This window comes from Dyadobacter chenhuakuii, from assembly GCF_023821985.2.
Taxonomy (GTDB): domain Bacteria; phylum Bacteroidota; class Bacteroidia; order Cytophagales; family Spirosomataceae; genus Dyadobacter; species Dyadobacter chenhuakuii.
Genome location: NZ_CP098805.1, coordinates 4384386 through 4410865, shown reverse-complemented (window position 1 = coordinate 4410865; position 26480 = coordinate 4384386). Strand labels below are relative to the sequence as shown.

The window sequence follows — 26480 nt, the reverse complement described above, 5'->3', positions numbered from 1 at the left end:
GAGTCGAAGGGGGCGTTACACCTAGGTAGTAGCGCCCCCTTCGGCTCCGCTCAGGGTGACAGGGTAAGTAGCTTTGCTGATTATTATTACAGGGCAAGCAACTTACTTTTTCTTCAAAAGATCATTGTAACGAGCCGGTTCTTTAAACAGCGCCAGCGCCGCCTTCACTTCCGGATCTTCTTTGAATGAGGCTTCTCTTAAACCTTTTTCAAGATAATAATGCTTGATGATTTCTTCTTCCAGGATCTTTTTAATTTCTGGTTTGAAGATTTGCAAATCATTATCCTTGCTATGTGACAGCTTTGATTTCAATGCTTTAAGCTGATCTTCAATTACTTCCAAAGATTTTTCTTTCTTCGCAGAAGCTTCCAGATCATTCAGATCACGCTCAACCTGCGTGGTGTAATCGTATTCTTTATCACCTAGCCATTTGGTAAATGCAGCATAATCCGCGTCGGAAAGACTGAACTCTTTGGCTGGTTTAATAGTCGGGTGCTCGAAGTGGAATTTTACTGCGTAATCGAAGAAAAGACGATTGCGGCCCAGGGAAGTGGCCAGTGGCGAGTAAGTTTCTTTTTCAGTCAAAATGTCTGGCAAAATCCCGCCGCCGTCGAAAACAGAACGTCCATTTTTGGTCTTAAATTCGGTCATTAGTGAATCTGCAATCTTTCCTACGCTTCCATCGTCATTTCTGTGGCTGTAATCGATCGCTTGAATGCACCGGCCGCTGGGGATGTAATATTTTGCGGTTGTGATCTTCATTTTGGTATTGAAAGAAAGATCACGCGTGGTTTGCACCAACCCTTTTCCATAAGTCCGCTGGCCGATCAACACGCCGCGGTCGTAATCCTGGATCACGCCGGAAACGATCTCTGCGGCCGAAGCGCTACGGTTGTTGGTGAGCACGATGACTGGTATTTCGGTGTCCAGTGCAGGATTATAAGCGGTGTAAGTTTTGTTCCATTCGCTTACTTTTCCTTTTGTGGAAACGATTTCTTCGCCTTTGGCAATGAAAATATTAGAGATTTCAATCGCCATATTCAGCAAACCACCCGGGTTGTCGCGCAAATCCAGCACAACGGATTTCATTCCTTTTCCTTTCAATTCCTGAAATGCATTGCGCACTTCGCGGGAGGCCGTTGCTGTGAAATCTTTCAGGTCAATGTAACCCACATCTTCGCTGATCATGCCGTAATAAGGTACATTGGTCACTTTTACAATATCGCGGTTAAGGGAAACTTCCAGCGGCTTGGTGGCGCCGTAACGCTTCAATGTGAGGGTTACGTTGGACTGCGTTTGTCCTTTCAGCAATTTTCCAGTATCAAAATCCTCACGCGTTGAAAGGTCCACGCCGTTGATTTTTACGATTTCATCACCGAGTTGCAAACCGGCTTTTTGTGCAGGTGTATCTTCATAAACCATCATCACCGTATGCTTGCCTTCCGCCGAACTGATGATCGCGCCGATGCCGTTGTATTTTCCGGTGGTCATCGTCATGTAATCCTCAATGTCGTCCTCGGCGTAATACACTGTGTACGGATCCAGTGAGCGGAGCATATTGTCTATGCTGGTCTTAATGAGCTGGTTGGGATTGATTTCGTCCACATAATAAGCATTCAATTCCTTGAACAATGTGGCGTAAATGTCCAGGTTGCGCGCGATTTCGAATAAGCGGTCGTCTTTTTTAAACGAAAAAAAGGCAATCCCTGCCACCACCGGAATGGCCAGCAAGAAGGAGCGAAAATACTTTTTCATGTATGTTCAGGAATTTTGATTTTTTTGAACGGGCCGGGGCAACTTTTCGAGTCTTTTGAGCGATTGCTTCATGGCCGTTTCAATAACGTCGTAAGATGTTATTTCTTTTGCAAGATACAAAAAAGCAATGTAGGAAGGTCTTGATTCCGTGGATAATGCGAGGAGCGACGCCTTGTTCAGGCGGTAAGCCTCACGGCAGCGGCGACGGATGAGATTCCGGTCGACCGCCCGTTTGAATGACTTTTTGGAAACAGAAAATAAAACCTGCGGAAGGGGGGTAGGCGCCTCTTTTTCAATAATATAAAGCACCCTAAAAGGAAAAAGGTAGAACGTGTTGACTTCCGTGCTACCTCTTTGAAACAGCCGTCCGATTACCCGGGGGCTACATAAGCGTTCATTTTTACCAAATGTATTTTTCAAGTTCTCGAACCTGAATTATTGCTTATGACGTTTTTCGTCTGATACTGTCAGTTTCCAACGGCCTTTCTTGCGGCGGCCAGCTACTACTTTACGCCCATTTGCAGTGGACATTCTTTCACGGAAACCGTGTTTGTTTCTCCTCTTGCGATTCGATGGTTGAAAGGTACGTTTCATCTCATTATCAAATTATTGCGCTATAAATCTCTGTCTACCCCTAATTTGGGCTTGCAAAGGTAAGACAAAAAAATTATATTAGTAAACATTTCATCAAAAACTAAAATTAATGGTTAAGAAAAGGGCACTTTTCCTTCCCGTTTCGATTCTAATAGTGACTTAGGAATGTCCGTTGCAGCATTTAAATAAACTTTTTTTCAAATTTGGTGCGTTTATTTGTGCTGATACTGTGTACATTGCGTATATTCAATATGATTTTAATAACCTCACATTCACTATGTATTCGTCTGTTTTAATAGCCGGGCAATTTGTTAACCTTGGCGTAAAGGAAAATAATCCTGTGACGCAGATGAAGTTGCAGAAAATGGTCTTTTTCGCGCATGGGCTGCATTTGGCATTGAATAATGGAGATCCGCTGATCCGGGAGAAATTTCTGGCGTGGAAATTCGGGCCGGTTGTGCCGACGATCTATCAGCTTTACAAAAAATGGGGCAATTCGCCTATAATAGAGAAAACTTCGATTACTGTTAACTCGCAGCCACTGGCCAATTTTTCTGAACTGTCGCCCTCGGCCATTGAAGCGATTAACAACACCTGGGAAATTACAAAAGACGTTGATGCCATCACGTTATCAAACTGGTCCCACGCGACGAATTCGCCCTGGGATGTTACTTATAAGAAGGTTGGAGAGAATGGTGTAATTGACGATAACCTGATTAGAAATTATTTTGAGCAGCAAATCAAATCCCCAATCCCGGCTGTCTGAGTCAAAGCTGTCGGTCGACAGAAATACGTTACGCAACTGGGTAACCGCTGCATCGCCGGAATCAACAGAACAAGATATTAGTGAAAAAACCTTCCTTACGCTGCTTCAACAGGTAAGTCTGGAAGGCTTGTCCCAGAATATCCGGGAGCGGAAAAAATACGCCGAATATATTTTCTGGATGGTTTCCGTGTGGCTGGTGATGGTGATTCTAATCGTGTGGTTAAATGGCCTTGGTGAAGTGTATTGCTACAATTTCCTTGACCCCATCCTGCGCACCGGAGTTAAATACATTAGTTTCAACTTCCAGCTTTCCGATGCTGTCCTTATTGCGTTGATCACGACAGCGACCGTCAACATTACCACATTCTTCCTGGTCGTAACGAAATATCTTTTCCCGAACACCCCCGAAAAAGAAAGCCCGCCCGTGGAGTAACCTTAGATTTCCACGTCCTGTTTCGCCCTGACCTTATAGTCTGATGAATCTTTATCCGACCATTTGTAAACCACCTTTTTGAAGCGAAGGTCCTGGATAATTGGTTTAATATTATCTAAAAACGCGTCCTTGCTTTTTTCCGAGCCAAACAATGCACCGTTGAAAATCAATGTATCGTTCTTCGGGCCGGACGTTGCAATGTTAATCTGCTGGGTTCCGAGCACTTCTTTTTTGGAATCGGCATAAGCTTTTCGCATCGACGGAAATTCCTTAGTCTGGATCTGAATGATCTTTGTTTCCAATGTATCCACCTTGGGCTTAATGACTTTATCCTTACTACCTTTTACCTCGTTATAAAGCGAAGTGTTCGATTTATGCCAAGAAAGTCGGGTCGCGATGTCTGCCTTCGACAAGTCGCTTTTCATGTTCCGGTCAATGTCAATAATTTGATTATCAATAAACAAAACCATGTTCTTCCCTTCCGCAACCGTCAGTTTTTTTGGCGTCAAAAAGTATATACCAAAACCCACCACAGCAGCAGCGATCAAGGCATAAGCGATATATCTGAATATATTTCCTTTACGAGGGTTCTCTTCCATTTTTGTGTTCATCAAGTTTCAAGACAAAGCTAAAAACCCTGTTCCAGGCATTAATAAGCATTACAAGTTACTGCTCGTGCACCTATTTCCCCAGACTGTATACGTTGTGTTTGTGGGAGTTTAGGACAAATAATATCCATTCGGGTCAAATCCCGCAGGATGAAATACCGGCGGCCGTTCCGCGGCGGCAGAGTATTAATTAGCAAACGTTAGAATTCCGGAGGGATGAAATATCGGTAGACAACCATCCATCAACGCACATTAAAAATCCCGGAGGGATGTAACGATGTGCATGTCGTTGCATCCCTCCGGGATTTTGATGTCTTTAATAATTTCTCCTGCTACCGATATTATATCCCTCCGGGATTTGCTTAGTAACCTTGGATTTGCTTAATAACCTGGATTTTGCGGCCCTAAGTTGGGGTTCACCTGCAACTCGACCCTTGGGATCGGCATCAGATAATCCCTTGCTGGGTTGAAGCTCGTATGCGGTTCCAACGATTTTGACCCTGAAAACACCGTTTCGCCCATATTACGGCGCTTAATGTCGAACCAGCGCTTGTATTCAAATGCCAGCTCGATGCGCCTTTCTTCCATGATGAGATCGATGAGGGCGGCTTTGGATAGACCTGCTGTGACATTAGCTGGGAAGGCGGTTTGTTTGCCGGCCCAGTTTCTGGCTCTTGCGCGGATTTCGTTGATGTAGGTCAGCGCTTCTGCGTTAGGGCCGTTTACTTCTACGGACGCTTCGGCGGCGATTAGCAGAATTTCGGCGTAGCGCATGGCGGCGTAGTTGTGGTCGGAATAGCGGCCTTCGGAATTGGATGTTCCGGCAAAACGCGCGTATTTGGCAATGTGTGGCCTTTTTGTATTTGGGAATTCGGTGTATGGGACAAGCTTGCCGCCGATGAGGAGTGAATCGTCGAAGCTAACTTCTTTGCGATAATCGCGGTTGTCCCAGGTGTTGAACACATTCATGGAAGGCACAAGTACGCTCCATCCGCTGCGTGGCGCGTCACCGCCGCGCACGCCCGTCATAGGTGCCATAATGTCGTCATTGGCTCCGCCTTCCCCATTTTTTAGACCGAGGAAATCAATGTCGAAAATGTGCTCTTTCATGTTAGGTGCTTGCGGCGCAACGAACAATGTCTGGAAATCGGCTTCCAGGGCATAGCCGAATTTGTCCTTATTATCAATCACATATTTAGCTTCTGCGTACGCTTTGGCATAATCCGCCAAAGTCAGATGCACCGAGGCCAGATACGAAGCGGCAGTTCCCTTCGAAGCGCGGCTTCGTACTTCCGAAGGCTGTTTTTCGGGCAGCCATTGTTTGGCAAATTCCAGATCTGCAATAATGCTTGCGTAAACCGTCGCTGCCGGTGTTCTGGAAATTTCCTTTACGGCTTCGGGATTGCTGATAAAATAATCAATGTAAGGAACGTCGCCAAAAACCTGCACCAGATTGAAATATGCAAATGCACGCACGAAACGCGCTTCCGCAATCAGCGGATTGATCTCCGCCTCAGGCAACCCAAGCTGTGCGCCACCCGAAATGGCAGCATTAGCAGCACTGATTGTCTGATACCAATTTGGCCAAAACTGGTTGACCATGTTGTTGTTATCATCCATATTGAAATCATTTACCTGCTGCCGCTCGGCAGGCGTTCCGCGGTCGCCAATGTCGACCATATCACTGCGCAACATCAATGCGGAAACAAACTGCCGCCCATAAAGCCGCTCTGTTGCAATCCAGCCATAGGCACCAAAAACCGCCGTTTCTACGTCCTTGGCAGTGCGAAACAAGGATTCAGGCGCGAGCAGGCCCACCGGTTTTTCGTCCAGGTCGGCGCAGCCCAGCGAGAAGCTTGCGGTAAGGATAAAAAGGAATAATTTATTTGTTAAATGCTTCATTTTAAATCGAATTAAGAGTCAGGAATTAAAAACCAACATTCAAGCCAATCGTGTAAGACTTGGCATTTGGATAACTGCCATAATCCAGTCCCAGGTTACGGTTACTGTCCGTATTTCCATCCGACGAGTAGTTCACCTCCGGATCAAAACCTTTGTATTTTGTGAAAGTCAGTATATTTTGTGCACTCGCATAAATGCGCAACTTGCTGATATGCAGCTTGTCCGTAACCGATTTTGGAATGTTGTAGCCCAATGCAATGTTTTTCAAACGGACAAAACTTCCATCTTCTACCCAGCGCGTTGACACACGTCTTGTGCGGCCTGCCATGGCTTTTGGAACATTGGTATTTGTGTTTGTAGGTGTCCAGCGGTTCAATGCTTCTGTCGTCGCATTATTAATCCCTGACAAGAGATTCAGCTCCATCAGCGTATAATTAAGCATATCATTGCCCTGCGATGCCTGGAAGAATATGTTAAGATCGATGCCTTTCCAGCTGAAATCGTTGCTTAGTCCCCACGTATATTTCGGATGCGGGTTACCAATGATCGTGCGGTCGTCGCTGTTCAGCGTGCCATCGGGCTGGCCGGTCAGCTGGCCATCTTTCTTGCCATCAATATCCCTGAATTTTTCACCACCCGCAGCCGTTTCAAAACCACCACCCGGAACAAAGCTGTCGCCTTCCTGATACACGCCGTCATAAATCCATCCATAAAAAGCGCCCACCGGCTGGCCTTCACGCAGGATTTGTGTTTGACCTAATCCCACCAAATGCCCCGGGCCCGACGCATACAGAATGTCCGTTCCGTTTGGTAAGGACAAAACTTTGTTGCGGTTCAGGGAGAAGTTAATGTCCGTATTCCACTTGAACTCGCCCACCAGATTTCGCGTGTTCACAGTAAGTTCAAATCCTTTGTTTTCCACCGATCCAATGTTCTGCAATTGGTTGCTGTAACCAGAATATTGTGGCAGCTGCACACTGAAAAGCAGATCCTTGGTTACGCGGCGATAGTAATCTGCGGTAATGTTCAGTCGGTTGTTCAGCATGCTGAAATCAGTTCCGATGTCGAACTGGTGTGTAGTTTCCCAGGTCAGGTCGTCGTTAGCAACGGTGGTAGGACGCACGGCATTGACCGGCACGCCATTGATAATGGTATACACATTCGAGAACCGAGACATGGTTTGATAAGGCTCAATAGCCTGATTACCAGTCAACCCATAACTCACACGCCATTTCCACTGACTGATTGCCGTTACATTCTGCATAAACGGCTCGCTGGAAATTTTCCACGCAAATGCACCTGAGGGGAATGTTGCCCATTTATGGTTTTTACTAAAATTCGAAGAGCCGTCCTGACGAATGTTGGCCGTGAAAAGATAACGGTCCAGCAAACCATAAGTCAACCGCGCATAATAGGAAGCCAGCTGCCATTCGGTAAGGCTGGAAACCGGACTCTGCCACACCGAAGCGCCGCCCAGGTTCCAGTAAGAAACCGCATCCGTAATGAATGACTGGCCCGTTCCGCCCCATCTTTCGCTCGAAGACGTTTGATAGGAATATCCGAGCATGGCCGAAAGGTCATGGTTAGTGCCGATTTTTTTGGTGTAGGTCAAATAGTTTTCGTTCAGCAGCAATGTGCTTTTTGTGCCGATAACAGATGCCGACCCGCCTACATTACGACCGTCGTTCAATGTTGTAGGGGTGAATTCTCCTGCTCTGCCACTGTTTGTAGTCGCGCCTAATGTGATGCGGAATTTCAAATCGTCCCAAAAGCTGTATTCTGCATAAAGGTTGCCCTGCACGCGGTCACTGAGTGATTCGTTCTGCAATTGCGTGGCGATGGCGTAAGGGTTATCGATCGGGTCATTTAAGCGAGCCACCGTAAAACGGCCGTTAGCACCCATGATCGGCTGATCGGGTTCAAATTTGAATGCAGAGGAAGTTACTCCCGGCGTAAGTCCGCTCGAACCTTCCTGCGTACGCGACTGATTGCGTGAAACACGTTGTGCAAACAGGTTAAGTCCCAGTTTCAAGCGCTTGGCAGCCTGAATGTCAATGTTACTCGTGATCGAAAACCGGTTGTAATCCGAATTCAGAATGACGCCTTTCTGATCATAATAGGCCCCAGATACATAATATTTCACAGCCTCGCTTCCGCCAGCCACCGAAAGCTGGTGGTTTTGGATCCCGCCGCGACGGAAAACTTCATCCTGCCAATCCGTGTCCGCACCCTGGTCAACCACATTCGGCCGCACTTCTTTTACGTAATCCAGAAACTGGCTCGCATTGAGCAGGTCCAGCCTGTTGATTTCTTTTTGCGTAGAAAATGAAGTGTTAAACTCAATCTTTGGCTTACCCGACTGACCTTTTTTAGTCGTAACCATAATCACCCCATTCGCTCCCCTCGAACCGTAAATAGCTGTGGCAGAAGCATCTTTTAATATTTCAATCGATTCAATGTCTTCCGGAGGCGGAATAGCACCGCCCACAAAGCCGTCCACCACATAAATAGGATCGCTGCTGGCATTAATAGAAGTCCCGCCCCTGATCCGCACTTTGAAATTGGACCCCGGCTCACCATTATTTGACTGGATCTGAACCCCGGCCGCACGTCCCTGCAATGCCTGAACCGTTCCTAATGCGGGATATGCCGTCAATTCCTGGGATTTTACAGAAGAAACAGAACCTGTAACGTCACTTTTCTTTACCGTTCCATAACCCACAACAAGCACTTCTTCGAGTGATTTCTGATCCGTTTTCAACATAATGTCGATCTCCGTGCGGCTGCCAACTTTCACTTCCTGCGGCTCGTAACCCACAAAGCTTAGCACTAAAACTGTGTTGGCATCCGGCACAGACAATGTATAACTTCCCGTAGCGTCGGTGGACGTGCCCGATTGCGTGCCCTTGATCAGAATGTTTACACCAGGCAAAGGTTCCTTCGTTTCCGAATCGGTGATTTTTCCCTTAATGGTGATCTCGGCAGGTTTTGAAAATTCCGGTTTCAGCGAGGCTTCCGCATTATCCGTCGCCGGTTTTGGCGTTTCCGATGGCCGGATCACAATATTTTTACCCGAAACTTCATAAGTAAGCCCAAGCGGAACCAGGAAATCATTCAGCACTTTGGAAAGCTCCTGGTTTGATTGCTGAACCGTCACTTTCCTGCTTGACTGGATCACTTTTGAGCTGAAAATAAACCGCACGCCAGCCTGCTTTTCGATGAGGCTGAGCACTTTTTTTACATCCTGCTCCTGCGCTTGCAAACTGATTTTTTTGGTCAGCAGCTCCTGGGCGCGCACGTCCACAGCCGTGGCCGTTCCGATGAACCACAGTGAAATCACGAGCTGAACCAAACTTATCCGCATAAGAAACAACAGTTTACGATTGAACTGTACTGGTATTTTCATAGTTTTGAACAGTTTTGTTAATTGATTATTGGCAAAAACTTTCCCCCGCATCTTTCCAAGGATGACAGTCGGCAAAACTTCGGGGGTTACTTACACAGCCGGTAATGTTCCACCATTACCGGCCATTTTTTAATGATCCTTACAACCTTCTCCTTCAATGATAATGCGGCCGTCGATGAGCTCGTAACGCGCGCCAACTGCCTTGCATACAAGGTCTAATTTTTCGTATAATGTCATTTCCGTAAGCCGCGCCGTGATAGGGCAGCCGTTCATGACGTTTTTGTCAAAAATGATTTCAATGCCATAAGCCTTCTGCAATTCCGCGAAGACATTGGAAACGGGTGTTTCATCAAATTCAAAATTGTGGGGGCTAACATTGCTATCCACCAATTCCGGGCTGGGAATGAGGCTTTTGGTGATTTTTACTGACTCACGTACCACCACAATTTGCTGATTAGGCTCGATCACCACGCCCGTCAGTTCCCTGGAATCCTTTTTTTCATTGATTTCCGGATCTTTCCGCGTGAAAACGGCAACGCGCCCGGTTTTCACTGCTACCGAAACTTCCTTTTCGTTAGCATAGGACCGCACAGTAAAGCTAGTGCCCAAAACTTTGGTAATCACCTCATTAGCATATACAAAAAATGGCCGGGATGGATCTTTAGCAATGTCAAAAAACGCTTTTCCGGAGAGGTAAACTTCTCTTTTTCCGGTTTTAAAATCTGCGGGATAGCTCACTTTGCTGCCCGGATCAAGTTGCAGGCTGCTACCGTCTGCAAGTGAGATCGACAAAGGCTTTTGGGTCTGATTTGTCTTTTCAATGAGCGGCGCGGCGGCGGAGGAAACTAGCTCGTCGTAATTGATTTGTTGCTTGTGGCTGTAAGTCCAGAAAGTGTAACTCATACCGGCTACGACAATCAGCACGGCGGCTATGCTCATTAAGGGCTGGAATAGGCGTATTTTCCGTGAAGTCTCAACAAATTCGTCTTCACTTTTGATATTTCCAATGATCTGGCGAACTGCATTTTCCTTTTCAAAATTTGACAGAAGAGCCGAAGTTGGTGCAATTGCAAGCACCAGATCGCGAGCGCTGCGGACCATTTCCATTTTGTTGGGATGGGCTGCCAACCAGTTTTGCCAGTTTTCCTCATCTTCTCTGGTCGGTTTCAGCACCCAGTTCCGAAAAGCCGGGTCCCAAAGAAAGTCCTCCAAAGTAAAATTATGGTATTGATCCATGTCAAAATGTTGTCATTTAAATAGCATTAGACAACACACAGGATCTGATACTGTATTTTTTTATCTTTTTTTAAAAATTTATTGGGAAGGCGAAAGCTTGGGTTTGATTAATCGATAAACCGAAGCAGAAGAAATAGCGATACAACGGACCGCCATTGTGTTTTGAGGAATTTAAAGGCAGTTTGCAGCAGGTTAGATACCGACTGCGGGTGAATTTCCATAATGGCCGCGATCTCATCCCGGTCCATATCTTCAAAAAATTTCAGGTAAACCGCCTCTTTTTGCCTTTTGGGCAATCCGTTAAGCATATGCGTGATTTGGGAAGCAAGCTGCTGGTCTTGCTCGGACTCTATAAATGAATGTTCTGCATGAAAACCAATGTCGAAACCTTCGTCTGGCAGCAAATGATCAAGAAACAGCATCCGGTTTTTCTGAACCATCCGGTGCAGCCGCCGCCTTAATGAGGCCAGCAGATAGGCTTTGGGTGGAATGTCAGGATTAAGACTGCTTTTTTTCTCCCAAATTTCCAGAAACACATCCTGAATGCAATCCTTAATCAGCTCCCTATCCCGGCAGAATTTATTTCCATATTGAAACAAAAGATCATAGGTAACATCGATCAGCATTTCAAAAGCCGCAACATTCCCAGCCAGCATCTCATGCCACAAAGCAATCTCTTTCTGCTCTTTTTGAATATTGCTGGCAACGAACCTCATTGAAAACACCTATTGAAACGTGTACGAAAACGGATCAACCCTCAGGAAATCCGACTTTATCATGGCGTAATGATAAAAGACACGGACAAGCGTTTTCTGCTTATTTGCCTGGTAATGTTTTGATTTAAATTTTGGGAGGTTGGTCTGGGTTACCAGCCTGCTGATTGCTTTGCAATAGGTAATGTTCAGGATGAGCCATTGACCTCAATGTCGCCAGCTGTGTTAATGCAGTCTTTCGCAGCTCTTCAAATCTGGTTTCCTCTGGTATATTATTGCTGTTTAATATAGCATTGTAACTTTCAAGGTTTGATAGTACAGTCAATTGATGCAAATCTGCAATATCTCTTATATTAAGGCCGTTTGAAGCCAGCTGAACATTCTTTTGCTTCCATTCTTTCGACGTGATGCCGAACAACGCAACATTTAAGAGTTCCGCTTCATTTATATACACAAATTTCTCGTTCTCTTTTGATGTGTTCAGAAAAGGAATCAAGTTGTGTTTGATGGAGTCGGTGTGAATTCTGTAATTGACTTTGCTTAGCATTCTTTTAAGGTTCCACTCGTGGTTGTTAGTTGCTGCCTCCTGTTCTTTTAATCGTTGAAATTCTCGGATCAAAAGAAATTTAAACTCAGGACTTAGCCACGCACAAAATTCCAATACGATATCCTTGTGAGCAAAAGTGCCGCCATATCGTCCGGCATTCGCAGAGATTCCAATTGCATGTGTTTTGTTAATCCATTGTTTGGCAGACATCATGAAACGATTAGTCCCGGCTTCACTTTTAATTCCCTCGAATTCGGGGGAATTAAAATCAGGATTATTAATAGTTTCCCATATTCCCAGGAATTCAATAGTATTCTTATTTCTTATCCATTGTTCTATCAAAGCAGTTCCGCCATCAAAACCTTTGGCCACATCGGAAAGTGAGATAAAGTCGTCGCCATTATCGGCAATGTCTAATGTGATAGAAATTCCCTTTACGTTAAGTTTTCTTTTTTGAGATGGTGCCGTGGTCATATCTGCTGATTTGGTAAAAATCAAATCTATGAAACCATTGCGGAGCTTGGTTTAGGGAAAAAATATGCGGTTAGCCTCATTTATTAAGCGGGTTAGCATCGACTAGGGCAAGGTAGCATAACAGAAAGATAGCTTGGTAGGGAAATCCAAATAAGCCCAAAAACGCAAAAAGGCCGCGAACTTTCGTTTGCGACCTTTTTCTTGTAGCGGGAGCTGGACTCAACATGTTCAAATCTCGCTTTTTGGTTAACGATCTTAAAACTATCAAAAATGCCCTCATTTGATGTGAAAACGGCTCTTTTGATAGGTGAAGAAGTTAAATTAGATTTGAGTGAATTAAAGTAAATTAAATAATTCCGTCCAATATTCCGTCCAATCCGTTGGACGGATTAAATAGAATAAGTACTTTTGACCGTGTTCAAATTCTTAATCTATGGCAAGGAAAACTACCTCTCAAATTACTTACATCCTGCATGATCCAAAGGCAAAAGCAGAAACCCCTATCTATGGCATTATAAGATTCAACAACGACAGAATAAAAGTGTCAACTGGTTTTAAGGTTCTTCCCGAGCATTGGGACGGTGCTAAGTACGACAAGGCAGGCAAACTTGTAAGTCAGGGACGGCAGCGAGTGAAAAACGTGTTGTCTGCGTCTAATAAAGATCAGGTGAACAAATACCTGTCTGATATGGAGCATGAGGTTTCTAGGCTCTTAAATGAGATGAAGTCTGAGCGGGTGGCAGTCACGAAGGAGGCTGTCAAGCAAGCAATAGACGATTGGAAAAACCCGAAAGAGGTCGAGACAGATACCGTTCCAAAGCTTTATAGGTTTATTCAGGAGTTTATTGACAAATCGCCTGAACGAACGAACTCAAAGGGTACTAAGATTACCCATAGGACGATACAAAAGTATAACACGGTTTTTTCAGTACTGAAAGAATTCGCGAGCGGCTATGACCGGGTTGTTGATTTTAGCACGATTGATATTGTCTTTTATACCGACTTCAAGCAGTATTTGGAGCAAAAGGAGTTTTCAGTAAATAACATAGGGAAATACATTCAGACCTTAAAAGTCTGGTTGAATGATGCGTTAACCTATGGTAAAAGTGACAATAAAGCGCACCAGAGCCTTAAATTTAAGGTAACTAATGAGGAGTCAGATTCTATTTACCTCTCTGAAAAGGAGTTGCAAGACATAGCAAAAATCGACTTGTCTAACAATAAAAGGTTAGAGCAAGTGCGGGACTTGTTTTTGGTAGGATGTTATACCGGCTTGCGATTTTCAGACTTAACTACTTTGAAATCAAGCCAAATAAAGAATGGCTTCATTCGAATAGAACAAAACAAGACGTTAGGAAAGGTTGTTATTCCTTGCTTCCCGATCGTCGAAGAAATGTTTAAGAAATATGACGGTAATTTACCCTGTGCCATCTCCAACCAAAAAATGAATGATTATATAAAGGAGGTCTGCAAGCTTGCAAAATGGGAAACACTAGAAAGTATTTCCATTACAAAAGGAGGCAAGAGAATTACCAAAACTGTTCCGAAATGGGAACTTGTTAAAACGCATACTGCCCGACGGTCATTTGCTACTAACATGTATTTGAGAGGAATACCGGCAAAAACAATTATGGCGGTAACTGGGCATGCAACTGAAAAATCTTTCAACAAATACATAAAAGTGACGCAAGAAGAGCATGCAATTTTGATGAAAAAACAATTTGATAGAGGGGTGTTTAGGGAAGCTATGTAGCCAATTAATTGAATGATAGATAATTAACTAGTAACAGATTGTAATAAACCAAATGACAAGTGACGAACGACTACAAATAGCATTAGAGTTATTAGGGCTTAAAGATCAAGTTGTAAAAATTGGCTCAACTGTTAAGGGGCCGCCCCACCTCTTTCAAATGCTAGGTGTTGACGGGCCTTATACGGAATATAATAGAGAGCATGACGGGCCTAACGTCGGCTACAAAGAGAACCCCGTTTTTCATTACCTGCCTGCTGTTTTAGATAAATACGGTCTTTCTCCGGCGGAGGCTAAAAACATACTGCTTTTGATGCAAGGGGCTTTTGGTCAAAATGACAACACGAAATTGCTCGGCCCGGTTTGTGAGATTTTAGACGGAACTCCACCACAACATGGTAGTGAAGATAACAAATTGAAATCTTCTAGAAATGGTCACTCCATTGATCCATCACCGGATAAATCCGCTGTTAGGAAAGTTAAAAGGATAAAGCCTCAGAAATTCGAGGATTTATTTAACGACCAATATACTGAAATAGCTAATAAGTGCCTTCTAGACTGTCGAATAGCGGATAAGAACGGAATATACATCGATAGGTCAAGCTTGCCAAAATATAGACTCCATGCTTTTTGCGTCGCCTTGAATGATGAGCTTTTAAAAAGCGAAAGGTCACTAATCGAGATAAGCGAGTTACTTCAAAAAAAGTTGAATATTCCATATACAAAACTCAAAGAGTCCACAAAACATGATGAATACCTAGCGCAATATGTTAAGATTTTAAAAGGCTATAAATCAAATGTTTGAAGTAAGGAAACGGACTGCAATTGACGAAATTTATTAAGGAATGGAGATGAAGTATTGATATGCTGTTGACCATCAGTGAATTATATTAAAAATCGGACTATTTAAGGCAAGGATATTTAGTTGTCCGTCGGAGTCCGTACCTTTTTTTTGAAACCAGCGACCTTTGTCATGTTCATTAAAATAAAGTAAATAAAACATGATCATGGAAAGACAAATTTTGCAAGTAGAGGGTTTGACAGCTCAAACACTATTAGAGCTGTTCGGTAGCGTAAATAAGCGACTGGATGAATTAGGAGCAAGAGTTAGCCCACCCGACCAAACGGTATTTTTGACGCGTGAGGAAGTGGGAAAGTTTCTTAAAATATCACTTCCAACCGTTTGGGCTTGGTCTAAGCAGGGTATTTTAAAACCTCATCGCTTAGGTAACCAAGTGAGGTATATTGAGTCAGAGGTTTTGCAGGCAGCGAAAGCTACGGGAAAAGGAGGGGTCTCAAAATGAGCATTAACTCAATCCCTCCTATCATTGAACGTAAAAAGTCGTTTATTATGGCCGCACTTGATTTGTTGCCGGAGGTCAAGCCACCTTTTACTATCATAGACAATTATCCCTACTCAATAATGATGTTGGTAAATAGTTTAGAGGGTTATCCATTCGGCGTTTGTCTCCTTCCTAATGAGATTAAAACCGCAATCCATTGCGCCGATTCACTTATCTCGGCATTCTTAGCTGTCTTATGGCAAGGTGAAGTAGAGACGGCTGACATTGAGACGATTGAGAATCTTTTAGAGAGTGCATTGGATAGTATTTGTTCCACAGTAGACAGTATACAGTATGAAAGACACATGTAAAAAGGGTAAGAAGGTGCCTTATTTGATAGAAGAAAAGACGGCGGTGTTTTTCGAGTCGATGACTTATACGCAGCATGCTCATAATTTACTAAAAAAAGGAAAGGTAAAGGGTGTATATACCTGTGAGCGGGCAGTCAGAAAAGCATTAGGAGCGTATCCAATAGGATTGCCTATTACGGCTCCTGTTTCAACCGATTGCGCAAGTATCATGTTTGCTGACAACCTAGTTGCCGGTGCTTGGTTTCTCCTACATCCAAGTAGAACGAGAGATATTGCAGTATGGAAAACAATAGGTGAATACTTGCATAAAGCATGCGAGGCTCTAACTAACGTATACGACTTGGAGTTAGATAGATTTGGAACACCAAAGAGAAGAGATTTCGCAAAAGAGAACAACATTAACAAACTTGCCTTGACACAAGTGGAACTGTTCCGCTTACGTCAAGTATATAAGCGATAAGATGTAATTAGTTGACTGAAAGACCTCCATCCTAGAACCATGATTGCTTTGATAAGGAGTAATACACCTTGGAAGAAGGTCACTAATGCATCGTTACACACATTATAACCAATAACTACTAAATCATGGCAATTGATGGCGTTAACCTGCGGGTTTTCGGCGTAGACCCTTCTTTGTGGCTTAACTGCGAAGATTTGGCCGGACGGTTTGCTGTTAAGGTTAATCCCAAGACAGGCAAGCCAATAAATGAAGTAAAAAAGGCACTATACAAAGGCCTGCGATTTGAAATAAAGCCTTATCCTGATGGAACGACCGGAATGACTATTCGAGGATCGCTTCACAAGTATTTTAACAACGGTAATCATAATTGCAATCAGTTCACTTTTAATGATTTGGTTGACGTAGTGCATGATTTGGAAATGCGCTTTGCAGTGTGTCCGGCTAATACCCACATTGAGAATATGGAGATTGGGGTTAATGTGTACGTGCCGTTTGAGGTGAAGAAAATACTTACCTCTCTGATCTCATACTCGGATAAAAGCTTTGAAGTGATCAATGCCCGTAGGCCCCTCCTAGGCAGACTATGCCCTTCATTCGACTTTGATATAAAACTCTATGATAAGGCATTGCAGGCCGCTACGGATGTTCATATACAAAAGTTCCAGGAGGTCAGCAACCTGCTAAGGTTTGAGATAGCGACCAACCGAATGAGGTGGTTAAGAAGTTGTAATATAAAGACTTTGGCCGATCTGACGGTGCGGGAAAAGGTGTCTCCCTTGTTGGATTTGATGGCGACTGTACTTGACAAAATGATCTTTGTGGACATTGACGCCGATGTTTCGCTATTGTCAGATTCTGATCATGCGCTTTACGGCTTGCTGCGTGACCGGGATAAGTGGCGGCGGTTTGACAAGCGGAAGCGGTACAATATGCGGAAACGGCTACCGAGTCTCTTACAAAAGTGTAACGCTTTCAACTATGCAGGGATGCTACAAACGCTATTGACGGATACTTGGACTGCGTTGTTCGAGGAAGCTGAAAAGGAGGGACTATTGCAACAATTATCGGATTTTAAGAAAACAAGTGAAGCAACCAAAGAATGGACTATTGCACAACTTGAATGCAATAGTGCAATAGTCCCTAGTCAAGAGAAGGAACAAAGGAAGATAGATAAAAATCTGTCGAAAACTGAAACTTCAAAAATATGTCGGTGCTGTGGAAAAGACATATCAGAGCAAAAGCGGGGTAGCAGGTTTTGTTCGGAGAAATACAAAGGGCAAGGAGCAAAAAAATGTCGGAACTCAGAAAGTAATAATCGAAGAGATAAAAAACGGCTCATAATGAAAGCAAAAGAGGCAAATCGATTTCTAATAATCAATTACATGTTCAAAGGGGTGCTTTATTCTGACATATTGCATGCATCGGAGATCAACCCGTGCCGGGAATGGCTAGACTTGGTTATCTCAGTAGAAAGTATCCCACGGATTGCGGATGGAATAAAGTCAAAGCTCCTGGTTTACAGTGAGGCTCGAGAATACTTGCAAAAATTGGTTGATTTTAATGAGGTTACTCCTTTAAACAGCATTTAAACACCCTTCGAGGTCATGCAACAGACTTGCTGTAGGAAGTTAGCTCGACAATGGAGCAAAAATTAAAGTTCGATAATGGTTTTTCAGCACATTGGTATGGTCTTTCCAAAAGCGGTACAAAAAGTACGCTTACCTCATCATTCAACGGGAATTTTGAGGTCGGAAAGATCTAAATCATCCGAAAGTTCGACGATTTTGGTCGAAAAGAGCCATAGAACAGTATACGTAACCGACTTTTCTGGTACCAGGGGTATCGATCTTCTGATACAAAAAACATCTAAAAAATACGCAATCGTGCAAAAGCAGGGTACGCAGGGAGCAATTTTAATTATTTGAAATTTAAGTTTAACTGATAGCAATACACACCAAAATTTACGCAGTTATGGCAAAGAAAACACTCACAATAAAGGAAAGGGCTTTTAACTACCATGTAAAGGGATTGACATTTTCAGAAATAGGCAAGTTATTGGATTTGTCGCCAAGGACGGTGGAGAGGTACAGTCAAGTGGATGAGTGGAAAGCGAGGGCCAACCAAGTAGTCCTTCCTCAACGGGCAAAGGAATTACGAGGAAGGGGTTTTTCGTGCACTACAATTGCGCAAATGATTGGAGTAAGTAAAAGTACAGTTTCCAATTATTTAAGGCGTGCAGAGGTAAAAAATAAGGCTAAATAGGGATGTGCCAGTAATCTTGGATGAAAGAACGTGCTAGAGTTCTATTGCTTGCGAAATAGGTTCTTATTCACCTAGCTATTGAACATGTCGATTAACATCTTATATCTCTATTTGAGTATATAATTGGCAATTCGTATTTTGTAGAGAAACATAAGCTGTGGACAATTCGTCTATGCTGTAATAAACAATTAACAAATCTTTATACGGTGAGCAAATTACACGTTAATCATCTCAAAGCGAAACTAACTGAGCTTTATTCTGACAAGATCGACATTTCAGATGCTAGGAGTGAAGACGACAAAGAGAATTTTTTTTTGACAAGAGCTTATGCCTCGTACACACTACAAATATTAGCGCAAATTGACGCGATAACAGCATCCTCCGCAATTGTTGATGGATTTGATGATAACGGTATTGATGCTATCTATTTTGACAGACGAAACAAAGAGCTATGGTTGGTGCAGTCCAAATGGATAAAAAGCGGAAGCGGGGAACCTGATACGGGAGAAACTTCTCGATTTAAGAATGGTGTGACTGACTTAATAGATTTAAGGTTCGACAGATTTAACGCGAAAGTCAAAGGCAAAGAAGCAGAAGTGATTGAGGCACTGGAAGATCCACTTGTGAAGATAAAAATTGTACTAACATACACCGGACAAGACACATTTTCGGAACATAATAGACGCGTAATTGATGATTTACTAGCTGAACTTAATGATCCTTCTGAACTAGCTATTTTTAACAGATTTTCGCTCAAACAAGCACATAAATCTCTTGTCGGAATACTTGATGGCCAACCAATAAAAGCGGATTTAGCTCTTTCAAATTGGGGTAAAGTAGAGGAGCCTTATAGTGCTATTTACGGGACAATAAATGGAAATGACTTGGCGCAACTGTGGAGCGAAAACCGTGGACGACTTTTTTCAGATAATATTCGAGACTTCATTGGATTTAGCGAGGTAAATGAGGACATAAGAGAAACTGCACTGAACGAGCCAGAAAACTTTTATTTCTATAACAATGGAATCACTGCATTATGTCAGAGTCTACATAAAAAACCAGTCGGTGGTGGGGATAGGGCTGTGGGTATTTTCGTAGCTAACGATTTGAAAATCGTAAACGGCGCACAAACTGTTGGCAGTATTGGAAATGCCTATGAGATAAATCCTGAACAGATTGGAAAGCTAAATGTCTTTATAAAAATAATTTCGCTTGAAAACTGTCCGCCAGAATTCGGATTAAACGTAACAAAAAAAACGAATACGCAAAATCGAATAGACAAGAAAGACTTTGTTTCACTTGATCCCGAGCAAGATAGACTTAAGACAGAATTAGCACTTGAAAGAATTGTGTATCATTTGAAACGATCAGATGGCGTGATTAAACAGGATGAATCCAACTGCTATGTCGAAGAGGTAATAACAGCTTTAGCATGCGCAAAACCTGACATCAATTTAGCGGTTCAGGCGAAACGTGAAGTTGGAAAGTTATGGGAGGACATATCAAAGCAGCCTTACACTGATATTATCAATACGGCTGTTACTGCTACACAAGCTTGGCGTGCTGTTAAAATTATGAGAGAAGTTACGAACAAGCTGAAACTGAAAGAGCAAGCAGCATCAGGTCGTGAAAAAAGTTGTTATATTCATTGTAACAGATTTGTGTTAAATATTGTGTTTTCAAATATTGGACAACAGGTTTTACGTGATCCAAACTTTGACTTTGATGCATACTTTGATTCAACCTTGCCTACCATAATTGATCAAGTTACAGAACAAACAAAAACCAAAATGGAAGAATTGTTTCCTACTTCACTGGTACATCAGGTGTTTCGAAATTTTACGAAATGTAGAACATTGAAAGGATTACTAAATTAGCAAATGCCGCTACTGCAAGGGATTTCCAATTGTTGCTTGCATGTTTAACATATGGTATAGTCAACCCAACTTAGATATTTTTATCTATTGTGTTATTTATCAAAAATCATATAAAGAATGAAGAATCCTTTCGCCGCACAACCCGGCGAACCATTACCGGGCAAATTAGATGAATTTATTGAATGGCAAAAAGAGCAGCTTGCCCTTGCATATTTAGAGCAGTTAGAAATAGATGGTACCATTGATGAGGAAATAGAGGAAAGTTTACATGCAAAGCGATCAATTCGTAGACGCTGGCAATCTGAGTCAGGGTATGTGAGTATTCGTCACGAAATAACCCATTTGGTAACATTTATTGAAGAGAACTTAAATCCCTACTCCAAGCCGTCTGGAAGACCAAAAGATGGCTTGCAAAAGGAATGGTTAGCAGTGAACTTGGCGAAATGGGAGGAACGGTTAAAAGGACAGCGTAAAGATGACCAAGAAATTAAATCGATGGAGCAAGAAGTATTTGAAAGGTGGTATTACATCGCGAGCGTTGGTACTGGTAACCAACAAATTCATTAATTAGGCACATGAAGGAGCATTTTAAATATAGGTTTAGTGATTTATTCAATCCGACGTTAACTGCACTTCACGTCCTTGGAGGTTCTGGATCTGTTGATGAAATTGAAGATCAGGTTGCAACAATTCTAAAATTAACTGACGAGCAGGTCAATGAAATCCATAGAGGTAATACAACGAAGCTCACTTATCGCTTAGCCTGGGCGAGAAATTATCTTAAACACTACGGCCTCTTGGAAAACTCTTCCAGAGGCGTATGGGCATTGACTGAACAAGGCCTAAAGACAAAATCTATAGATAAGGATGTTGTTAATAAAAAGGTAGCGGCAGAAAGTAAAAAAGGCCGCCTTTCAAAGGAAACACCCAAAGAAGTTGAACCAATTGACGAGGCCGAAAACGAGGAAATCGAAAGACTTTCTTGGCAAGAGCAGATAATTGAGGAATTGCAAAATATATCACCAAGCTCATTTGAAAGGCTATGCCAGCGGCTGTTGAGAGAATTAGGATTTCAAAACGTTGAGGTAACTGGAAGAGTAAATGACGGAGGTATTGACGGCAAGGGCCTACTGCGGCTTGGAGGTGTTCTTTCATTTCATGTAATATTCCAGGCAAAACGGTACAAAGGGAGTGTCTCACCATCCATCATTCGTGATTTTAGAGGAGCAATGGTAGGTAGGGCAGATAAAGGCTTGATTATTACAACAGGGACGTTTACAAGGGAGGCAAAAAAGGAGGCCCAACGAGATGGTGCTCCTCCGATTGACCTCATGGATGGAAGTGACCTGGCGGAAAAATTGAAAGAATTGAGACTTGGAGTTGATATTGAACTGATCGAGAAGGTTAATATCAAAAAAGAATGGTTCAAGACTCTTTAGCAAAGTAGTTGTAATCCTCAACCTTTAGGCTGCCTTAATGACGAGCAGTAATCTTACCCCTTACTTGACAAGATGATATATAAAGCCCGCGGTCTGCGGGCTTTATATAAGTCGTACACTTCTCGGCTACCATGTAACGTAATTTATACAGGCTAATTCTGGTGTGCTGCGAACCTCGTCAAGACGTAGGTAATGTTCTTTACCGGCCCTCTTCAACGGACGTTCTACTCTAAAGGAATAATATCTGCCATCGACTTCGATAATTGTCACTGGAATAGCTTTTCTTCCCTCCCAGGAAATCCATGCCTTATCTCCGACGGCAAACTTTTCTACCGTTCTCTTTGAAGAGTGAAGTGGCGTAACATTGGACACATATGTAATCTTCCGGAGATCGTGATTTTTAGGCTTTTGCTTGACAATACGAGGAAGGCTTGATTTGGGCGAATTCTTTCTATGCAGATAAGCTTTGTAGGATTTCCATGCCCTTTTGACAGTTTCCACCACTACTCGAGGTGCGTTTCTAAAGCTCATGTAGTCGAGGTATTTGTCCAAGGCTTCATACAGCGGCCAAGTATTATCTGTCAGCATATCTGAGGCCAAGTCACCCAAAGGGGAATCTCTGTTTTTGTGCTTTTTCAGCCAGTCAGTGAAACTCAGGTGATATACTTCACTCGTCACTTCTAGGTTAGGGATGGATTGCTGCCCTATGCTTTGCAAAAAATGTTTCCAGTTGTGATATCCCAGCTCTATGGAAATTGTATTCAGAGCTTTCATGTGGCTTATGCCGCTTTCCTTTTTTAGATTTTTCGCCTTGCGCTTTACAAAAGCAGGCGTATGTTTTTGCTGTTTCATTTGTGAAATACCTTTAATCTCACAAGAAAATGTCACCCATCAACCATTCTCCTGAATGAGAAAAAGTTAACACAAATGTTATAGAAGACAGTGCTGATACAGCTTTGCAATGATGGGCGGCAGGCTCCTGAATGAGCCACACCCAAAGTTAAAGAACTTTTTTACAACGCCAACGGAATTGAGAGTTTTTAATAACTATGCTTTCGAGTGTGTAGCGATCAAGCAATTGTCAACCTTTGCTCACCGACTAACAGAGTTCCCCGCAATACTAAACAACTAGGGCTTAATGTAGCCGCTACAGAGCATACAACATAGATTCAAAGCAAAGTTAGTTAGTGTAATCGTCTGTTAACTTTTTAGAAATGCCCAAAAAGGTAAAGATTTTTAATATCCGTCCAATAATCCGTCCAACGTGTAAAACGAAGAAAGCCTAATCAGTTAATAAATAACTAATTAGGCTTTTTCTGTGTAGCGGGAGCTGGACTCGAACCAGCGACCTTTGGGTTATGAGCCCAACGAGCTACCAACTGCTCCATCCCGCGGTGTTGTTGAATTGGAGTGCAAACATACGACTATACTGGATATGACGCAACTTTTGACCGATAAATAATTGAAGTTTTTTTGTAATTACCCTCCTTCACAACCTTTTATAGCAATTTCATGGGCGGAAAACCGTACTTTTGTGTGATTTTTAAGTAACACATGGAAGAAAAGACAGAAATAGCAGTTCCTTTCCGCAACCACCGCGCGGGTTTCGTCAGCATTATTGGTAAGCCAAATGTTGGTAAATCCACATTAATGAACGTTCTGGTGGGCGAAAGGATGTCGATAATTACCTCGAAAGCCCAGACTACGCGGCATCGCATCATGGGCATTCTGAATGGGAAGCATGAAGATATCCCGTTTCAGCTGGTCTACTCGGATACGCCGGGTGTCATCAAGCCGGCTTATAAGCTGCACGATTCGATGATGACTTTTGTAAAAGGTTCATTGGAGGATGCAGACGTGGTTTTGTTCGTGGCGGAAATAGGAGAGAAGGTGGCGGATCATGAAGTTTTGCCTTTGCTGAAACGCGCCGATGCGCCGGTGGTGCTGGTTTTGAATAAAATTGACCTTTCTGATCAGGAGCATGTGGATGCGAAAATGGCGGAGTGGGAAGCGGCGATCCAACCGGATGCCATTGTGCCGATCTCTGCATTGCATCAAGCGAACATTGCAACCCTGTTTGACGCCGTAATCACCAGATTACCATTTCACCCGCCGTATTTTGGCGAAGATGAACTAACCGATAAGCCGGAGCGTTTCTTTGCTTCTGAAATGATCCGCGAAAAGATCTTCCTTAATTATCGCCAGGAAATTCCATACAGCTCCGAAGTTTTAATTACAGAATTTAAAGAACGGGACGACATGATCGTTATCCGCGCGGAAATCCTTGTGGAACGCAAAAGCCAGAAAGGAATCATTATAGGAGAAAAAGGCGAAATGCTGAAAAAAATCGGGACGCAGGCGAGGATTGATATGGAAGCGTTTTTTGGTAAAAAAGTGTTTCTGGAACAACATGTGCGGGTTGAGCCGGATTGGAGAAGCAAGGAAAACAAACTCAGGCAGTTTGGCTACGACGAATAATTTATAATAAAAGAAAGAAGGACGGTTGATTGCGAACCGTTTGGACCACATTAATTAATACAAAATGGCAAATATTATTTCAATTGTTGGGCGTCCGAATGTGGGCAAATCCACATTATTTAACCGCCTTACGGAGAGTCGTAAGGCAATTATGGACAACCAGAGCGGCGTTACCCGTGACCGCCATTATGGTTACGGTGAATGGACCGATCAATATTTTACGGTAATTGACACCGGCGGTTATGTCGTTGGTTCAGAAGATATTTTTGAAGGCGCAATTCGTGAGCAGGTTGAGCTTGCATTGGAAGAATCCACGGTGGTTTTGTTCATGGTGGACACGATGACGGGACTTACGGATCTGGACAAAGATTTCGCAAATGTGCTTAGGCGGGTTAAGAAGCCGGTTTATTTGGTTGCTAACAAAGCGGAAACGCAGGAACGTTACCAGTCTGCCGCTGAATTTTACGAGTTAGGGCTTGGTGATCAGATATTTGCTATTTCTGCACAAACAGGCTTTGGAACGGGTGAGTTGTTGGATCAGGTGATCACACATTTTGAGACACCGGGCGTTGAAGATCCCGAGGCTGGAATCCCGCGTATTGCGATCATGGGGAGACCGAATGTGGGTAAATCTTCGTTCCTGAATGTGCTTACAGGAACAGACAGAAGCATTGTGACGGACATTGCAGGCACAACGCGCGACGCCATTCACACGCATTACAATGCATTCGGAATGGAGTTCATCTTAACGGATACTGCCGGACTTCGCCGCAAATCACGCGTTAACGAAGACATTGAATATTATTCCACATTGCGTTCGGTGAAAGCGATGGAGGAATCGGATGTTTGTATCATTCTTTTGGATGCGACACTAGGTCTGGAAGGTCAGGATATGAACATTATCGGTCAGGCAGATAAGGCGAAGAAGGGCATTGTGATCATGGTCAACAAGTGGGACTTGGTTGAAAAGGATTCCAAAACGGCTGATACATTTAAAAAAGCGCTTTTGGAAAGACTTGCTCCAATGAACTACATGCCGATCATTTTCGCTTCCGTGGTTGAAAAACAACGCATTCACCAGGTGATGGAAAAGGCGATGGAGGTTTATAAAAACAAAACCAAGAAAATCACGACTTCGAAGTTGAATGAAGTGATGCAGGCTGAGATCGAAAGATATCCGCCGCCGGCTGATAGAGGAAAGTATATCAACATTAAGTATATGATCCAGCTGCCCACGCCGTCGCCGACGTTCGTGTTTTTCAGCAGCAATCCGAAGCACGTGAAGGAGCCTTACCTGCGTTACCTGGAAAACAGGATGCGCGAGAACTTCGATTTTTCAGGGGTTCCTATTACAATCTTTTTCAGAGAGAAGTAAGAGAATCAGAATGTTATATGAAAAACGCCGGGCCTTCGAGTCCGGCGTTTTGTTTTATCGGGTAACTACTACATTTCAGCCGGTAAAATACGCGTTTCGTCTTTTTTTGGTCAGCCGCTGCAACCTTTTGAATTACCTTTACATCTGTTAATACGAAGGATCTGCCGTTCAACATTTTTAGTCTGCAAAAAATATTTGCTAAAAATTGTTAAAAACAAGGTACTATGTATTGCAAGATACCTAGGAAAACATATATATTTGTACAGTCAATTAGTTACATCGAAATCGCATCCTGATTTTTCTTCTGAACGACCGAAACATAGCCATGAAAACACTTAAAATAGTAACACTCCTAGTTTTGTTCAGCTTGCAAGCTGGCGCAACCGGCTACTCGCACAATATGTTTGTAGCCCACAAAAAGTTACAGGCAGGCAAAGAATGCGTGCAGCCAAGCGAACGCATTATTGCGAAAAAAGCAAAACCAGCAAATGTTGTGAAGCACCACGCAAGTGTGAAGCGCGTTACGGCAATTACTGCTCAGTTTACAAGCAATTCTGAGCCGATGACATTGAATGAAAGAATCCTGGAAGCAGGTCCTTCTTCGTTCTTTTCAAGTGAGCAAAACAGTGATGCCGATGATTCAATCGTTACCAAACTGATCTCATTCGTTCGCTGCACGATTTACGCATTCATCGGATTGCCAAGCTGATCCGACCTAATATTCACCATGAATTAAAAAGCTGCAACTGGT

General features: G+C 43.2%; 25 protein-coding genes and 1 tRNA gene. 15 read left to right on the top strand and 11 right to left on the bottom strand.

Translation table 11 applies throughout. The features are described 5' to 3' along the window. Window positions 1-102 precede the first annotated feature (102 nt). Genes NFI80_RS18290 through rpmH form a run of 3 tightly spaced genes read right to left on the bottom strand, consistent with a single transcriptional unit; the run spans window position 103 to window position 2349 of the window. Window positions 103-1755: a S41 family peptidase gene (locus NFI80_RS18290; RefSeq protein ID WP_235165694.1), complete on the bottom strand. Its 1653-nt coding sequence runs from the start codon at window positions 1753-1755 to the stop codon at window positions 103-105. Between the two features lie 6 nt (window positions 1756-1761). Next, window positions 1762-2175: a ribonuclease P protein component gene (rnpA, locus tag NFI80_RS18285; protein ID WP_035360648.1), complete on the bottom strand. Its 414-nt coding sequence runs from the start codon at window positions 2173-2175 to the stop codon at window positions 1762-1764. A gap of 15 nt (window positions 2176-2190) precedes the next feature. Continuing rightward, window positions 2191-2349: a 50S ribosomal protein L34 gene (gene rpmH / locus NFI80_RS18280; protein ID WP_015813300.1), complete on the bottom strand. Its 159-nt coding sequence runs from the start codon at window positions 2347-2349 to the stop codon at window positions 2191-2193. 277 nt (window positions 2350-2626) lie between these two features. Between rpmH and NFI80_RS18275 the strand changes: the two genes are divergently transcribed. After that, window positions 2627-3115 carry a Panacea domain-containing protein gene (locus NFI80_RS18275; protein WP_051350060.1) on the top strand — a complete coding sequence of 163 codons (489 nt, stop codon included), beginning with the start codon at window positions 2627-2629 and terminating at the stop codon, window positions 3113-3115. Beyond that, window positions 3078-3548 (top strand): adenine nucleotide alpha hydrolase family protein, encoded by a 471-nt coding sequence (locus NFI80_RS18270; RefSeq protein ID WP_235161879.1) that lies wholly within the window; start codon window positions 3078-3080, stop codon window positions 3546-3548. Before NFI80_RS18275 ends, NFI80_RS18270 begins: the two co-directional genes overlap by 38 nt. 2 nt (window positions 3549-3550) lie before the next feature. On the opposite strand, the gene NFI80_RS18265 is transcribed toward NFI80_RS18270, so the two are convergent. The 6 genes from NFI80_RS18265 to NFI80_RS18240 form a co-directional block, all read right to left on the bottom strand. After that, on the bottom strand, window positions 3551-4147 hold the full coding sequence (locus NFI80_RS18265; protein ID WP_235165693.1) for a hypothetical protein: 597 nt from the start codon (window positions 4145-4147) through the stop codon (window positions 3551-3553). A gap of 390 nt (window positions 4148-4537) precedes the next feature. Further along, the gene (locus tag NFI80_RS18260) at window positions 4538-6058 is read right to left on the bottom strand and encodes a RagB/SusD family nutrient uptake outer membrane protein (RefSeq protein ID WP_235165691.1); all 1521 of its coding nucleotides are present in this window, start codon (window positions 6056-6058) and stop codon (window positions 4538-4540) included. A gap of 25 nt (window positions 6059-6083) precedes the next feature. Beyond that, window positions 6084-9422: a TonB-dependent receptor gene (locus NFI80_RS18255; RefSeq protein ID WP_235165689.1), complete on the bottom strand. Its 3339-nt coding sequence runs from the start codon at window positions 9420-9422 to the stop codon at window positions 6084-6086. Between the two features lie 171 nt (window positions 9423-9593). Continuing rightward, entirely contained in the window at window positions 9594-10700 is a 1107-nt protein-coding gene (locus NFI80_RS18250; RefSeq protein WP_235165688.1) for a FecR family protein, read from the bottom strand. A gap of 107 nt (window positions 10701-10807) precedes the next feature. Further along, the gene (locus NFI80_RS18245) at window positions 10808-11416 is read right to left on the bottom strand and encodes an RNA polymerase sigma factor (protein ID WP_235165687.1); all 609 of its coding nucleotides are present in this window, start codon (window positions 11414-11416) and stop codon (window positions 10808-10810) included. Window positions 11417-11540: 124 nt separating this feature from the next. Further along, window positions 11541-12434 (bottom strand): KilA-N domain-containing protein, encoded by an 894-nt coding sequence (locus NFI80_RS18240; protein ID WP_235165686.1) that lies wholly within the window; start codon window positions 12432-12434, stop codon window positions 11541-11543. 433 nt (window positions 12435-12867) lie between these two features. Here NFI80_RS18240 and NFI80_RS18235 point away from each other — a divergent pair, with 433 nt between their 5' ends. The 10 genes from NFI80_RS18235 to NFI80_RS18190 all read left to right on the top strand — a co-directional run bounded on the left by NFI80_RS18235 (window position 12868) and on the right by NFI80_RS18190 (window position 21876). Beyond that, window positions 12868-14187, top strand: coding sequence for a site-specific integrase (locus NFI80_RS18235; RefSeq protein ID WP_235165685.1), 1320 nt, complete (start codon window positions 12868-12870; stop codon window positions 14185-14187). Window positions 14188-14239: 52 nt separating this feature from the next. Next, window positions 14240-14989 (top strand): hypothetical protein, encoded by a 750-nt coding sequence (locus tag NFI80_RS18230; protein ID WP_235165684.1) that lies wholly within the window; start codon window positions 14240-14242, stop codon window positions 14987-14989. 202 nt (window positions 14990-15191) lie between these two features. Continuing rightward, window positions 15192-15488 (top strand): helix-turn-helix domain-containing protein, encoded by a 297-nt coding sequence (locus tag NFI80_RS18225; protein ID WP_235165683.1) that lies wholly within the window; start codon window positions 15192-15194, stop codon window positions 15486-15488. A 47-nt stretch (window positions 15489-15535) separates the two neighbouring features. Beyond that, the gene (locus NFI80_RS18220; protein WP_235165681.1) at window positions 15536-15838 is read left to right on the top strand and encodes a hypothetical protein; all 303 of its coding nucleotides are present in this window, start codon (window positions 15536-15538) and stop codon (window positions 15836-15838) included. Further along, window positions 15822-16298, top strand: a complete 477-nt coding sequence (locus NFI80_RS18215; protein WP_235165679.1) for a hypothetical protein — start codon at window positions 15822-15824, stop codon at window positions 16296-16298. Before NFI80_RS18220 ends, NFI80_RS18215 begins: the two co-directional genes overlap by 17 nt. Window positions 16299-16423: 125 nt before the next feature. Then, window positions 16424-17887, top strand: coding sequence for a hypothetical protein (locus NFI80_RS18210; RefSeq protein WP_235165677.1), 1464 nt, complete (start codon window positions 16424-16426; stop codon window positions 17885-17887). Between the two features lie 382 nt (window positions 17888-18269). Further along, the gene (locus NFI80_RS18205) at window positions 18270-18560 is read left to right on the top strand and encodes a terminase gpP N-terminus-related DNA-binding protein (protein ID WP_235165676.1); all 291 of its coding nucleotides are present in this window, start codon (window positions 18270-18272) and stop codon (window positions 18558-18560) included. Between the two features lie 206 nt (window positions 18561-18766). Then, on the top strand, window positions 18767-20437 hold the full coding sequence (locus NFI80_RS18200) for an AIPR family protein (protein WP_235165675.1): 1671 nt from the start codon (window positions 18767-18769) through the stop codon (window positions 20435-20437). Window positions 20438-20554: 117 nt separating this feature from the next. Continuing rightward, entirely contained in the window at window positions 20555-21004 is a 450-nt protein-coding gene (locus tag NFI80_RS18195; protein WP_235165672.1) for a hypothetical protein, read from the top strand. An 8-nt stretch (window positions 21005-21012) separates the two neighbouring features. After that, a complete protein-coding gene (locus NFI80_RS18190; protein ID WP_235165671.1) occupies window positions 21013-21876 on the top strand; it encodes a restriction endonuclease in 864 nt (287 codons plus the stop codon). Window positions 21877-22002: 126 nt separating this feature from the next. On the opposite strand, the gene NFI80_RS18185 is transcribed toward NFI80_RS18190, so the two are convergent. Then, a complete protein-coding gene (locus NFI80_RS18185) occupies window positions 22003-22728 on the bottom strand; it encodes a YozE family protein (protein ID WP_235165669.1) in 726 nt (241 codons plus the stop codon). Window positions 22729-23197: 469 nt separating this feature from the next. After that, a tRNA-Met gene (locus NFI80_RS18180) sits at window positions 23198-23270 on the bottom strand. Window positions 23271-23430: 160 nt separating this feature from the next. On the opposite strand from NFI80_RS18180, the gene era reads away from it, so the two are divergent. The 3 genes from era (at window position 23431) to NFI80_RS18165 (ending at window position 26438) form a co-directional block, all read left to right on the top strand. After that, window positions 23431-24354 carry a GTPase Era gene (gene era / locus NFI80_RS18175; RefSeq protein ID WP_235161861.1) on the top strand — a complete coding sequence of 308 codons (924 nt, stop codon included), beginning with the start codon at window positions 23431-23433 and terminating at the stop codon, window positions 24352-24354. A 64-nt stretch (window positions 24355-24418) separates the two neighbouring features. Then, the gene (gene der / locus NFI80_RS18170; RefSeq protein ID WP_235161860.1) at window positions 24419-25729 is read left to right on the top strand and encodes a ribosome biogenesis GTPase Der; all 1311 of its coding nucleotides are present in this window, start codon (window positions 24419-24421) and stop codon (window positions 25727-25729) included. Window positions 25730-26054: 325 nt separating this feature from the next. Then, complete coding sequence (locus tag NFI80_RS18165) at window positions 26055-26438, top strand: hypothetical protein (RefSeq protein ID WP_235165667.1); 384 nt, start codon at window positions 26055-26057, stop codon at window positions 26436-26438. Window positions 26439-26480: the final 42 nt, after the last annotated feature.

What these genes read in the sequence shown, in the direction of transcription:
- NFI80_RS18250 (WP_235165688.1), bottom strand. Translation starts at nt 10,700, where the DNA reads ATGGATCAATACCATAATTTTACTTTGGAGGACTTTCTTTGGGACCCG.
- NFI80_RS18260 (WP_235165691.1), bottom strand. Translation starts at nt 6,058, where the DNA reads ATGAAGCATTTAACAAATAAATTATTCCTTTTTATCCTTACCGCAAGC.
- NFI80_RS18190 (WP_235165671.1), top strand. Translation starts at nt 21,013, where the DNA reads ATGAAGGAGCATTTTAAATATAGGTTTAGTGATTTATTCAATCCGACG.
- NFI80_RS18275 (WP_051350060.1), top strand. Translation starts at nt 2,627, where the DNA reads ATGTATTCGTCTGTTTTAATAGCCGGGCAATTTGTTAACCTTGGCGTA.
- NFI80_RS18225 (WP_235165683.1), top strand. Translation starts at nt 15,192, where the DNA reads ATGGAAAGACAAATTTTGCAAGTAGAGGGTTTGACAGCTCAAACACTA.
- NFI80_RS18185 (WP_235165669.1), bottom strand. Translation starts at nt 22,728, where the DNA reads ATGAAACAGCAAAAACATACGCCTGCTTTTGTAAAGCGCAAGGCGAAA.
- rpmH (WP_015813300.1), bottom strand. Translation starts at nt 2,349, where the DNA reads ATGAAACGTACCTTTCAACCATCGAATCGCAAGAGGAGAAACAAACAC.
- NFI80_RS18235 (WP_235165685.1), top strand. Translation starts at nt 12,868, where the DNA reads ATGGCAAGGAAAACTACCTCTCAAATTACTTACATCCTGCATGATCCA.
- NFI80_RS18205 (WP_235165676.1), top strand. Translation starts at nt 18,270, where the DNA reads ATGGCAAAGAAAACACTCACAATAAAGGAAAGGGCTTTTAACTACCAT.
- NFI80_RS18265 (WP_235165693.1), bottom strand. Translation starts at nt 4,147, where the DNA reads ATGGAAGAGAACCCTCGTAAAGGAAATATATTCAGATATATCGCTTAT.
- era (WP_235161861.1), top strand. Translation starts at nt 23,431, where the DNA reads ATGGAAGAAAAGACAGAAATAGCAGTTCCTTTCCGCAACCACCGCGCG.
- NFI80_RS18255 (WP_235165689.1), bottom strand. Translation starts at nt 9,422, where the DNA reads ATGCGGATAAGTTTGGTTCAGCTCGTGATTTCACTGTGGTTCATCGGA.
- NFI80_RS18240 (WP_235165686.1), bottom strand. Translation starts at nt 12,434, where the DNA reads ATGACCACGGCACCATCTCAAAAAAGAAAACTTAACGTAAAGGGAATT.
- NFI80_RS18245 (WP_235165687.1), bottom strand. Translation starts at nt 11,416, where the DNA reads ATGAGGTTCGTTGCCAGCAATATTCAAAAAGAGCAGAAAGAGATTGCT.
- NFI80_RS18220 (WP_235165681.1), top strand. Translation starts at nt 15,536, where the DNA reads ATGGCCGCACTTGATTTGTTGCCGGAGGTCAAGCCACCTTTTACTATC.
- NFI80_RS18215 (WP_235165679.1), top strand. Translation starts at nt 15,822, where the DNA reads ATGAAAGACACATGTAAAAAGGGTAAGAAGGTGCCTTATTTGATAGAA.
- NFI80_RS18290 (WP_235165694.1), bottom strand. Translation starts at nt 1,755, where the DNA reads ATGAAAAAGTATTTTCGCTCCTTCTTGCTGGCCATTCCGGTGGTGGCA.
- NFI80_RS18195 (WP_235165672.1), top strand. Translation starts at nt 20,555, where the DNA reads ATGAAGAATCCTTTCGCCGCACAACCCGGCGAACCATTACCGGGCAAA.
- der (WP_235161860.1), top strand. Translation starts at nt 24,419, where the DNA reads ATGGCAAATATTATTTCAATTGTTGGGCGTCCGAATGTGGGCAAATCC.
- NFI80_RS18230 (WP_235165684.1), top strand. Translation starts at nt 14,240, where the DNA reads ATGACAAGTGACGAACGACTACAAATAGCATTAGAGTTATTAGGGCTT.
- NFI80_RS18165 (WP_235165667.1), top strand. Translation starts at nt 26,055, where the DNA reads ATGAAAACACTTAAAATAGTAACACTCCTAGTTTTGTTCAGCTTGCAA.
- NFI80_RS18210 (WP_235165677.1), top strand. Translation starts at nt 16,424, where the DNA reads ATGGCAATTGATGGCGTTAACCTGCGGGTTTTCGGCGTAGACCCTTCT.